This window comes from Candidatus Zixiibacteriota bacterium (assembly GCA_040753495.1).
Lineage (GTDB): Bacteria > Zixibacteria > MSB-5A5 > GN15 > PGXB01 > DYGG01.
In genome coordinates this window covers 1-9,647 of sequence record JBFMEF010000215.1, presented here as the reverse complement: position 1 = coordinate 9,647, position 9,647 = coordinate 1, and the positions used below count along the sequence as shown (strand labels likewise).

The 9,647-nt window shown below is 51.6% G+C and carries 7 protein-coding genes; all 7 read left to right on the top strand.

The features are described 5' to 3' along the window. Nucleotides 1–339: 339 nt before the first annotated feature. Complete coding sequence (gene rpsU, locus AB1690_13840; protein MEW6016389.1) at nucleotides 340–531, top strand: 30S ribosomal protein S21; 192 nt, start codon at nucleotides 340–342, stop codon at nucleotides 529–531. 6 nt (nucleotides 532–537) lie between these two features. Beyond that, nucleotides 538–993 carry a GatB/YqeY domain-containing protein gene (locus AB1690_13835; GenBank protein MEW6016388.1) on the top strand — a complete coding sequence of 152 codons (456 nt, stop codon included), beginning with the start codon at nucleotides 538–540 and terminating at the stop codon, nucleotides 991–993. A 42-nt stretch (nucleotides 994–1,035) separates the two neighbouring features. Next, nucleotides 1,036–1,680 carry a CvpA family protein gene (locus tag AB1690_13830; GenBank protein ID MEW6016387.1) on the top strand — a complete coding sequence of 215 codons (645 nt, stop codon included), beginning with the start codon at nucleotides 1,036–1,038 and terminating at the stop codon, nucleotides 1,678–1,680. Between the two features lie 78 nt (nucleotides 1,681–1,758). Then, nucleotides 1,759–4,116 (top strand): endonuclease MutS2, encoded by a 2,358-nt coding sequence (locus tag AB1690_13825; GenBank protein ID MEW6016386.1) that lies wholly within the window; start codon nucleotides 1,759–1,761, stop codon nucleotides 4,114–4,116. Further along, nucleotides 4,116–5,864, top strand: coding sequence for a DNA primase (dnaG, locus tag AB1690_13820; protein MEW6016385.1), 1,749 nt, complete (start codon nucleotides 4,116–4,118; stop codon nucleotides 5,862–5,864). Before AB1690_13825 ends, dnaG begins: the two co-directional genes overlap by 1 nt. 3 nt (nucleotides 5,865–5,867) lie before the next feature. Further along, nucleotides 5,868–7,571, top strand: coding sequence for a DNA repair protein RecN (recN, locus tag AB1690_13815; protein ID MEW6016384.1), 1,704 nt, complete (start codon nucleotides 5,868–5,870; stop codon nucleotides 7,569–7,571). Then, nucleotides 7,568–9,610: a sulfatase-like hydrolase/transferase gene (locus tag AB1690_13810; GenBank protein ID MEW6016383.1), complete on the top strand. Its 2,043-nt coding sequence runs from the start codon at nucleotides 7,568–7,570 to the stop codon at nucleotides 9,608–9,610. The genes recN and AB1690_13810 overlap by 4 nt, the downstream gene beginning before the upstream one ends. Nucleotides 9,611–9,647: the final 37 nt, after the last annotated feature.

Below are 9,647 nucleotides of genomic sequence, written 5' to 3'. Positions count from 1 at the left end.
GCGAAAACCAACCGGAGGTTATCCAGTCAGCGTGGGAAATTGAGGGGGTAATAGTCGAGGTGAAAATGAGTAGAGATAGAGCCAGACGGATCGGTGCCCGCCAAATGGCGTCAGTTCTCGCCCGCATCTGGCGGACTAGGAACTGACGCAACTCTGCGATTGCTGATTTATCCCTCATAATTCTAATAACAAGCGTAAATCTTCATTGTCAACGGCAAACATGGGGTTAGAGGGGGAAGCCTTCCGGGGGTGGAATAAATCTGTTGACAACTTCTTTAAAAAGATTATAATATTTTGCTATGAAATATGTTACAAAAGAGGTTGAAAGGAGGGATATAGATGACCGGTGTTAGGGTACGTGACGACGAATCATTCGAAAAAGCCCTGCGCCGTTTCAATAAGTTTTGCGAAAAGACCGGGATACTTTCTGATATCAAGAAGCATCAGCATTTCGAAAAGCCATCGGAGCGGCGGAAACGGAAGCTGAATGCGGCACGACGGAAAAACCGCAAGTTCGGGTCCGAAAGTTAATATCCTATGTCTCTCCTGAAACGGATTGACGACGACCTGATTCAGGCCCTGAAGGGTGGCGACTCTCTGAAAGCCACCACTCTTCGGGGCCTGAAGTCTGATTTCAAATACAAGAAAATCGATAAAGGGGCAGAACTGACCGACGACGATTTGATAGCGGTGCTGAACACCGCGGCGAAACGTCATCGGGACTCTATCGAGCAGTTCCGCGCCGGCAAACGGGACGACCTGGTGCAGAAAGAAACGGCGGAACTGAATATTATCCTGAGTTATCTTCCGGAGCAGATGACCGAAGAGAAACTGCGGCAGGTCATAGCGGAAGTAATCAGGGAAACGGGGGCGGATTCCCCTGCCAAGACCGGCCTGGTAATGAAAGAAGTGATGCCGAAGGTCAAAGGGCAGGCGGACGGCAAGCTGGTGAGCAAGATTGTGGCGGAATTGCTCGCTGTGAAAAAGGAATAAGTACGCTCGGCTCGCCTGAGAGGGCCAGAAAGGAGTCGGCCTGTGAACTGGGTAGATATAGTTTTACTGATATTGCTGGTGGCGGCAATAATAATCGGGTCGAAGAAGGGGATTGTCCGGGAACTGATGGCGCTGGCGGCGCTTACGGCAACGGTCATTGTCTCGGTCAATTATATTGATGTCATCGCCACCACGCTTTACGAGAAATTAGGGGGGTCACCCCTGGTGGTGGCGTTTCTCTCGTTTGTGATTCTTCTGGCGCTGGTTTACGCCGTCTTCAAACTTCTGGGGATACTGTTCTACAAGATAGCCAATCTTCAAAAACTGGGTAAAAAGGACCAACTCGGCGGGGCTTTTGTAGGGGCGCTGCGGGGATGGATTATAATCAGTTTCCTGACCTTTCTGGTCTTTCTGATACCGATGCCGGAGAAGTTCTACCTTGATTTTGAGGATTCATTCTTGGGGGGCACGGTGGCAAAGACGCTTCCGGCGATTTACGAGAGTTCAACCGGGCTGCATCCCAGGAATCCGACCTTTATGAAGAAAGTGGAAAATGCCCTCCTGCAGGAGCCATCGAAAAAGATGTCCCGCTCCAAAAAGGAGGATATCGCCAAGAACCGGGAGCAGGTGTACCGGGTGATATTCCAGATTGACCGCTTTTTCGGCTCGGAAGAGCCCAGCCGGTAGCGAATAATCAGTTTTCAAACCTGTCGCAAAATTTTATATTACTGACCACGCCGACGGCGTGGTTATTTTTTGGGATTTATGACACGATTCGATGAACATACTCTCGAGGTTCTGGAATACCCGAAGATTATTGCGCTTCTTCAGGGGCAATGTCTGACATCTTACGGGATGGCGGAGGTTGCGCGATTCGCCCCGGTGCAGGATTTGCAGTTGATTCAGACAAGGATGACCGAGATAGCGCAGATGAAAGATATCATCCGCTTCGGCGAGGCTTTTCCCCTCTATCGGCTGGAGGATATTCGGGAGATTATCGCCAGGGCAAAAGCGGAGGGAATATTTATCGAGCCGGCCGAAATGCTCAAAGTGAGGGAACTGATTGAAGTCGGCGGCGGGCTGAACGGATATGCCAAGGATGAGCGAGACAGATTCCCGGCAATTGCGGGGTATCTGGAAAAGATTCATCCCTTCCCGGAAATCAGAAAAGAGATAGTCAAGGCGATTGACCATAACGGTTCCGTTCTGGACAGCGCCTCATCAGAGTTAAAAAAAATCCGGATAGAGATTGGGGAGTCGCGGCGCAAGATTATAAACCGTCTGGAGCGGATACTTGCCGACCGGCACAAATCGCCCGGCTGGCAGGATGATATGGTAACTCAGCGCGATGGCCGGTATGTCATACCGGTGATTTCAGGGCAGTTTCGCTCTGATTCCGGGATTATTCATGACCGCTCGCAGTCGGGGGCGACCTTGTATGTCGAGCCGACCGAGACGGTGGAACTTAATAACCAGTTGGGGCTGTTGTTGCAGGATGAGCGTCTGGAAATAGACCGGATTCTTCGTCATATAACCGCCATGATTGGAGCGGCGGCCGACCGGTTGCTGCAGAACTGCGAGATAATCGGGCATCTCGATGCCATACATGCGGCGTCGCTATTCGCCATCAAGACCGATAGTAACCGCCCCACTGTCAGCGGCAAGAGTCATTTCAGTTTAAGAAATGCGCGGCATCCGTTACTTCTCTATTACGCCACCGACAAGAATACTATCATCCCCAGCGACCTTTCGCTGGGCAACGGCCGTCAGGCTATAATCATTACCGGTCCCAACACCGGCGGCAAGACGGTGCTTTTGAAAACGGTTGGCCTGCTGGTTTTAATGGCGCAGACCGGACTTCATTTACCGGCCGATGAGCCATCGGAGATTGGGCTATTCAAGAATATTTTTGCCGATATTGGCGATGAGCAATCGATTGAATTATCTCTCTCCACTTTTTCCTCGCATATCCGGCAGATAATTTACGCGGTGCGGCATTCGGGACCGGATTCTCTGGCGCTCTTTGATGAAATCGGCGCCGGCACCGACCCCAAGGAAGGGGCCGCCCTGGCGGAGGGAATTTTACTGAAGATGGTCAGCCTGGGAACGCTGGTCATTGTAACCACCCATTATTCACAGTTGAAGACACTTCCGATGCATCATCCCGAAATAGAAAACGCCTCGTTTGAATTTGACCGGGAGTCTTTGCAGCCGACCTTTCGGCTCTTGACCGGCATTCCGGGGTCATCTTATGCGGTGGAGATTGCCCGAAGGCTGGGGCTGCCGTCCGATATTGCCGACACTGCGATGCAACTACTGGGCAAGGGGGAGCGCTCCCTTTCCGGACTCATTGAATCGCTGGAGAAGGAACTGGCGACATTGAAGAAGGACAAGGTCTCACTGGAAGAGAGGCTCAAAAGTGCGGCACAGCTGGAGGAGTTTTATCGCCGCCGTCTCAGTCAGATGGAGCAGGAGATAGAGAAAAGCAAAAAGGAACATCTGGAAGAACTTCAGAAACTCCTGGGCGAAACGCGCCTGGAAGTGGAGCGATTGGTTAAGAGCATTCGGGAAAGCAACGCCTCGCAGGAGGCAGTTAAGGCGGCCCATAAATTCTTGAAAACGGCGGCGGACAAAGCGGGGCATTTGCAGGCGAAGCATTTCCCGCAGAAGAAGACGGAAGAGACACTGTCGCCGGGGGACCGGGTGACGGTCAATTCCCTTCGGGCTGAAGGGGAGTTGATTGAAATTACCGGCAACAAAGCGCGGGTAAGAATCGGCAATCTTCTGAGCACGGTGGAACTGAGCGACCTCAAGAAGATTACTGATTACACCCAGACGCCGGCGGTAAGCAGCACTGTCAATATGCGCGACTTGACCGCTCCGGGACCGGAACTTCATTTGCGGGGTATGACCATCGAAGAAGCCCGGGAAGCGCTTGATAAATTTCTTGATTCGGCTATTATATCGGGGATGAAGCAGATATATGTAGTGCATGGCAAAGGGACCGGCGCCTTGCGCAAAGCGCTCTCGCAGTTTCTGAAAGAACATCCTACAGTGGAGTCGTATCGTCTCGGGGATTGGAACGAGGGGGGCGCCGGAGTAACGGTAGTTACGCTCAAATAATGCCCGGAACAATATCACAAAATTCTATCGAGCAGGTGCGTCAGGCAAACGATATTGTCGATGTCATCGGCCAGTATCTCCGCCTGAAGAAAAGAGGGCGGAATTTCACGGCGCTCTGCCCGTTTCATGTGGAGAAAACTCCTTCCTTTTCGGTATCGCAGGAGAAGCAGATATTTCACTGTTTCGGGTGCGGCAAAGGGGGGAATGTTTTCACCTTCCTGATGGAGCATGAGAAACTCTCCTTTCTCGATGCCGTGCGTCTGCTGGCACGGCGCGCCGGTATTCGTCTTGAGGAAAAGAGAGAGAGCGGCATTGCCCGTGAAGAGATTGAAAAGTTGTACTATGCGCATCAGGTGGCGGTGGACTATTATCGCGGGCAGTTGCGCTCGAGCAAATACCGGGATATTATTCAGGATTATCTGAAGAGGAAACGCCGTTTGAGCGATGATTCCATCGAAAGATTTCAACTCGGCATTGCCGGAGAGGAATGGGATGGCTTATTAAACTATGCCATTCGAAAAGACCTCTTCCCTACCGACCTGGAAAAAGCGGGATTGATACAGAAGACGGAAAGCGGCGAGCGATATCGCGACCGCTTTCGCTACCGTCTGATGATACCGATTTTCAATCTCAGTGATAAGGTAATTGCTTTTGGCGGGCGGGCGCTTAAGAAAGGGGACAGCGCCAAATATATAAATTCGCCGGAGACTCCTCTCTATTCCAAAAGCAATGTCCTCTACGGGCTGAATTTCAGCCGTCAGGAAATCCGGGAAAGGAACGAAGTCATTATCGTTGAGGGATATTTTGATTTCATATCACTCTATCAAGCGGGGATAAAGAATGTGGTGGCGTCATCCGGGACGGCGTTTACTTCTCCACAGGCGCGGCTTCTGGCGCGTTTTGCGGATACGGCATATCTTTTTTTTGATTCCGATTCCGCGGGGCAGGCGGCGGCGTTGCGCTCGGTCGATTCTCTCTATGATGCCGGTATGGAGGTTATGGTTATGATTCCGCCGCCGGGAAAAGACCCGGATTTGGTGGCTATTGATGATGGAGCGGCCGGGATAGAATCGCTCAGACAAGCCGGGATGCCGTATCTCGATTTTCGGGTAAAAGATATGCCGACCGGCAACCTGGGGATTATCGCGAAGGAAAAATTGATTAAAGAACTGGCGGACCTTGCCGGGAAAATCGGCGATATGACGAGGCGTAGTCTCTTTCTTGAAGAGGCGTCCCGGAAACTGGGAATAGCGGTGGAAAATTTTCAGAGGTTACTTCCCCGGGAAAAAACGGAGAAAACGGCGCCGCTGATAAAACCACCCCGGAAAATTCTGGATATTGAGCGGGAACTTCTGGCGCTCGTTATCAGCAATCCGGAGCATATTGATGTTGTGAGGGAGAAACTGATAGCCGAAGACTTCCAGGGGGAGGCGCTGGCGAAAATCTTTTCCTTGATAATGACCATATACAAGATTCATGGCACTATATCCCAGTCCATTCTCATTGATATGGTGGAGGATAAAGAGCTCGCGGCTGAAATATCGTCAATGGTAAGTCTGGAAATACCCTCCGGCGACATTGGCACCCTGATTCGAGACTATATCAAGAAACTTCTCGCCTTCAAACGGGAGCGTCTGATTGACCGTCTCAAAGGAGAGTTGGCGCTGGCGGAAGAAGCAGGCGACAACGCCACCGCCAAGAGCATCATGAAGGAGATAGCGGCGCTGATTCAGCGGCGGCAGGATTAGGCAATGCTCAAACGGATATATATCGAAAATTTCGCGCTGGTAGAGAAATTGGAAGTCGAATTCGGCGCCGGAATGAATGTTCTAACCGGCGAGACCGGCGCCGGGAAATCTATAATAGTCGGGGCTATCGCGCAGTTACTGGGAGAGCGGGCGGAGAAAGAGGATGTCCGCTCGGGCGCAAAGACGGCAATAATTGAAGGTGCGTTCGATATTCGCGGTCTTGACAAAAAAAGCGGGGCGCAAGACGAAGCCGAACTGGTTTCAGGCGAGACTATTTCTATCCGCAAGGAGATACAAGCCAAAGGGAATACGCGACTGTTTCTCGATTCGCAGCTGGTCACACTGGCTCAACTGCGGGGCATAACCGTTCATATCGCCGACCTTTTCGGACAGCATTCGCACCAGCAATTGCTTGACGAGCAAAATCATCTTCAATATCTCGACCGTTTTGCCGGAATCACCCCGCGGGTCGAAAATCTCCGGCTTCTGTTCGAGAAGTGGCAGAGCGACCGCCGGGAATACGAGGAATTGCAGCGCCGCCAGGAGCGCGACCGGACGGAGCGAGAACTTTTGCAATACCAGAGAGATGAAATCGATAAAGCGGCAATAAGAGTCGGTGAAGAGGAAGAACTTCTGGCAGAGCGCAAGATTCTCGACGCCTCGGTTATGCTCGGCGAGAAGTCAGAAAAGATTCTGGAAATGATTGACCGGGAGGAAACCTCCGCTATTCATCTGCTCAATTCCTGCCGTCGCGAGTTGGGGCAGATGATTTCAGCCGACGAAAAACTGCGAGCGGCGCAGGAACTTCTCGAGACGGCTCTGGTGAATTTGGAAGAATTCCGGTCGGAAATCGAGCGGTATTATGCCTCGATACCGGATAACCCGGAACGATTGGAAGAGATTAATCGACGGCTCGACACTCTATTTGGATTGAAGAAAAAATATGGCGGTTCGGAAGAGGCGATTCTGGCGGCACGCAATGCCATTGAAGAGGGGCTGAATTCAACGCTTGATGTCGAGGTGCGGCTGAAATATCTGAGCGAAGAGATTACGCGGCATAGCCGGGAGTATGAAAAAGAAAGTGTTGAGATTTCATCGATTCGCAAGAAAGCGGCAGATAGGCTTGCCGGCGCGGTGCAGAAGGAACTGTCGTTGCTTGGTTTTGAGCAGGCACGATTCGAAATTGAATTCCGATACGATGATGACCCCGAGGGGGTGCTGATTGAAAACCGCCGGGTGAAACCGTTTCCCAAGGGATTGGAAAACGGGCGGTTTTTGATTGCGGCCAATCCGGGCGAGCCGCTCAAATCGCTGGTGAAAACAGCATCCGGGGGGGAACTTTCGCGAATAATGCTGGCGCTTCTGGCGGCAAACCTTCCCCAGAAATCAGGGAATCGCCGTCTGCTGGTATTTGACGAGGTCGATTCCGGTATCGGCGGCGAGACCGCCCGCGCGGTCGGGAGAAAACTGGCGTCGCTTGCCGAGTACTATCAGCTAATCGTGGTGACACATCTGCACCAGATCGCCTCCTTCGCTCAAACCCATTATGCCGTGGAGAAAGTAGAGGCGTCGGGCGCGCGCCGTCGAACCGTAAGTATCAAGAAACTCGACAGAGGAGAGCGCGAAAAAGAAATCAAGCGGATGCTCAGCCTTCCGGAAGCAATTGAAGAAAAGAAAACATCACGGGCACAAATTAAACGGCGATGAATCTTCTGGCAATCATCTTCCCTTCCCGCAAGATATTCTTCTGGGTCGGCTTTTTTGTTCTTGGAATGCTGTTTTTTTCGCTCTATCGCGCGCTTTTTCTTCTCACATATTTTCCGCGAACCGATGGCGCCTCTTTTCTGACGATTGCGCGGTCGTTTCTGATAGGGTTGAGATTTGACTCCTGCCTTATCAGTTTTACAATAATTCCTTTTTTCATACTGCTGCTTTTACCTGTGCTCCGCCTCGAAAACAATCTGGTCCGGGCTATTCTGCGATATCTCCTCACAGCGATTTTTGCCGTCTTTTTTCTGTTCTCAGTCACCGACCTGCGTTATTTTGAAGTATTCGGCAGCCGTCTCAACTATTTCGCAGTCGATTATTTCGATTACCCGGGGGAGTTTTTCTACAGCGCCATAACCGATATGGCCTTCTGGAAACTGGCGACAATCTGGGTTTTGACGGTGGCGGTTTTTTATTATTGCCTCAAGAGGCTGCTTGATTTCAGTCTTAAACTTGAGCCGGCGCCGCTTCTTCTCCCCCGCCTGATTGGCAACTTGATATTGGCGGCCCTGCTGGCGTTGGGAGCCCGCGGCTCGCTCGGAATCAAACCGCTCGATTGGGGCGCCGCTCTTTTTTCTGAGAACCATACGATTAATCAAATGGCTCTGAACAGTCCCTATACGTTGGCGCATTCTCTGTACGAGGAAAGCCAGGAGGGACGAAAAATATTCGGCGGCGATACTGACCGTTTCGCGTACTATCCACTTGACTCGGCGTATCAGACAGTCGCCGCCATGCTGGGAATAGAAAATACTGGCTCCGATTCCAGTTGGACACTGCGGCGCCATCTGAAGCAATATGAGAAGAGGAATTTCAAGCCAAATATAATCATACTGATTATGGAAAGCTGGTCGGCCGACAAGGTTGGAGCGCTCGGCTCGCGCTGGAAGGTGACGCCAAGATTTGACAGCCTGGCCCAGCAGGGGATTCTTTTCAGCCGTTTCTATGCCAACGGCATTCGCACTAACCGGGGTGTCCCGGCAATACTTTGCTCATTTCCGTCGCTGTCGGGACGGTCCATCATGAAGCGATATGCCGCCGATTATCCTTTTACTTCTCTGGCGGAACTTCTGAAACCGTTCCGGTACAGTTCCATATTTGCCTATGGCGGCGATGTTGAGTTTGACAATATGGAAGGCTTCTTGCGCACCGCGGGGTACGACCGTTTTTATCGCGAAGATGATTTTGATGTCTCGAAGAAACTGGGGAAATGGGGGATTCCTGACCATGTCATATTCGAGAAACTGGCGGAGGAGATAAAGAAATTCCCGCGCCCCTTTCATCTTGCCGTTCTAACTCTGAGCAATCATGACCCGCACCTGGTGCCGGATGACCGGTTCAAGCTTTATGGAGATACTCTTCCGCTCGCGCGCGTTTTGAATACGTTCTATTACTCCGATTGGGCGATTGGGCACCTGGTTGATTTGATAAAAGCTCAGCCTGTTTTTGACAGCACGATATTTGTCTTCACCTCTGACCATTGTGCCTACCAGTCAGGGAAACATCCCCTGGCGCCGACCAATTTTCATATTCCGCTTCTAATATATGCCCCGGCGCTTATTGACAGCGGCGGCATTGTAATAACGCGGGTAGGGAGCCAGGTTGATATCGTGCCGACCGTCGCCGCCCTGGCAACGACCGATGCGTCATTCATTAGCTGGGGGCGAGACCTTCTGCACGGCGCTACCGATGATTCCGGATTCGCCGTGATTGTATCGGAAGAAAAACTGGGATTGATTGAAGGCTCCAAATTCTTCTTTGCCTATGCCAACAATCCCCATCGATTCCTGTATGACCTGAACGACCCTTTGTACTACCAGCACAATATTCAAGAATCGCTGCCGGAGCTGACATCGGCGATGGAGCGTCGTCTGAAATCTTACATCCAGTTAGCCAATCATCTCGCTCGAGGCGGGACCAAGAAAAGACACTCTGCCGCTGATTCGGCTTCGCTTTCCAACCGCAATCCCGGCAAATGAAATCGCGCCGATGACCGTCTTATGGCTGGGCTTTCAT